Annotated in this window: 2 protein-coding genes; one reads left to right on the top strand and one right to left on the bottom strand. The window is 66.4% G+C overall.

The window, feature by feature from the left end:
* Nucleotides 1–454: radical SAM protein (locus GJ632_RS21355; RefSeq protein ID WP_191453970.1), on the bottom strand; the 454-nt coding region annotated here is incomplete at its 3' end.
* Nucleotides 455–675: 221 nt separating this feature from the next.
* On the opposite strand from GJ632_RS21355, the gene GJ632_RS21350 reads away from it, so the two are divergent.
* On the top strand, nucleotides 676–1,636 hold a 961-nt coding region (locus GJ632_RS21350), incomplete at its 3' end, for a P-loop NTPase (protein WP_191453969.1).

The raw sequence follows: 1,636 nt of genomic DNA, 5'->3' as shown, positions 1-1,636 counted from the left end.
CGGCGTCGAGGGCGGCTTCGACGCCCTCCATCACCTTGTCGTACGCGCCGGACTTCGTAATCTCAGCGAACGCTTCGGGGTCTAAGGCGTCCTGCGAAACGTTCACCCGGGAGAGACCCGCCGCCTTCAGGTCCTCGGCGCGCCCCGGGAGGAACGTCCCGTTCGTCGTCAGCGACGTCTCCATCGAGTCCGGCGTGCGTTCGATTATCTCCTCTAAGTCCTGTCGAAGCATCGGTTCCCCGCCGGTGAACTTCACCTTCTCGACGCCGAACTCCTCGACGACTTCGAGGAAGCGAACGACGTCGTCGGTGGACATCTCGTCGTCCGACGGTTCCATCGGGCCGCGCGTGTCGCCGAGTCCCTCGTTGTGGCAGTAGACGCAGTCGAAGTTACACCGGTCGGTGAGAGAGATGCGGACGCCGCTCACTTCGCGTCCGAAGTCGTCCACGAGCATGTATCGACTCTCGTATTCGATGTTGATAAATTCGCGGTCGCCGCTCGCCAGTTCGTAACTAGTGGCGGTTACGCCGCGCCCGATAACGGGAGTAGATGCGGTTACAATTGCCGCGACGTGTCCGACGCAGAGACGGTCGGCCGTCGGAGACGGTACGAGTCGGGATTCCGACCCATCACCCGTTCAAAACCCTTATCGGCGGCTCTCACGCACTTCGTGGCATGGACGACGAAGCGGTACGCGACCGACTCCGGGCGGTCGACGACCCGGACCTCGGCGACGACATCGTCTCGCTCGGACTCGTCAACGCCGTCGAAGTGGACGACGAGGCGGGCGTCGTTCGCATCTCACTCGCACTCGGCGCGCCGTACTCGCCGCACGAGACGGACGTCGCCGCGGCAGTCCGCGAACAGTTCGCCGACACCGACTACGAGGTGGACCTCACGGCGAAGATTCCGCGCGACCTCTCGGCCGAGGAGGACGTGCTCCCGGGCGTGAAGAACGTCATCGCCGTCGCCTCCGGCAAGGGCGGCGTCGGCAAGTCCACCGTCGCGGTGAACCTCGCCGCCGGCCTCTCGAAACTCGGCGCGCGCGTCGGTCTGTTCGACGCCGACGTGTACGGGCCGAACGTCCCGCGGATGGTCGCGGCCGACGAGGCGCCGCAGGCGACGGGCGAACAGCGCATCGTCCCGCCGGAGCGGTACGGCATGAAACTCATGTCGATGGCCTTCCTCGTCGGCGAGGACGACCCAGTAATCTGGCGCGGCCCGATGGTCCACAAACTCCTGACCCAGTTGGTCGAAGACGTCGAGTGGGGCGAACTCGACTACATGATTCTGGACCTGCCGCCGGGGACGGGCGACACGCAGTTGACCGTCCTCCAGACGCTGCCTCTCACGGGTGCCGTCATCGTGACGACGCCCCAGGACGTGGCCATCGACGACGCGCGCAAGGGCCTGCAGATGTTCGGCAAGCACGACACGAACGTCCTCGGCATCGTCGAGAACATGTCGTCGTTCCGGTGTCCCGACTGCGGGTCGGCGCACGACATCTTCGGCGCGGGCGGCGGCGAGGCGTTCGCCGCCGAGAACGGGATGCCGTTCCTCGGTGCGATTCCGCTGGACCCCGCGGTGCGCACCGGCGGCGACGGCGGCCGACCCGTCGTCCTCGACGACGACGACG

This window comes from Halogeometricum sp. CBA1124, from assembly GCF_009741955.1.
Taxonomy (GTDB): domain Archaea; phylum Halobacteriota; class Halobacteria; order Halobacteriales; family Haloferacaceae; genus Halogeometricum; species Halogeometricum rufum.
This window is presented reverse-complemented; position numbering and strand designations above follow the sequence as displayed.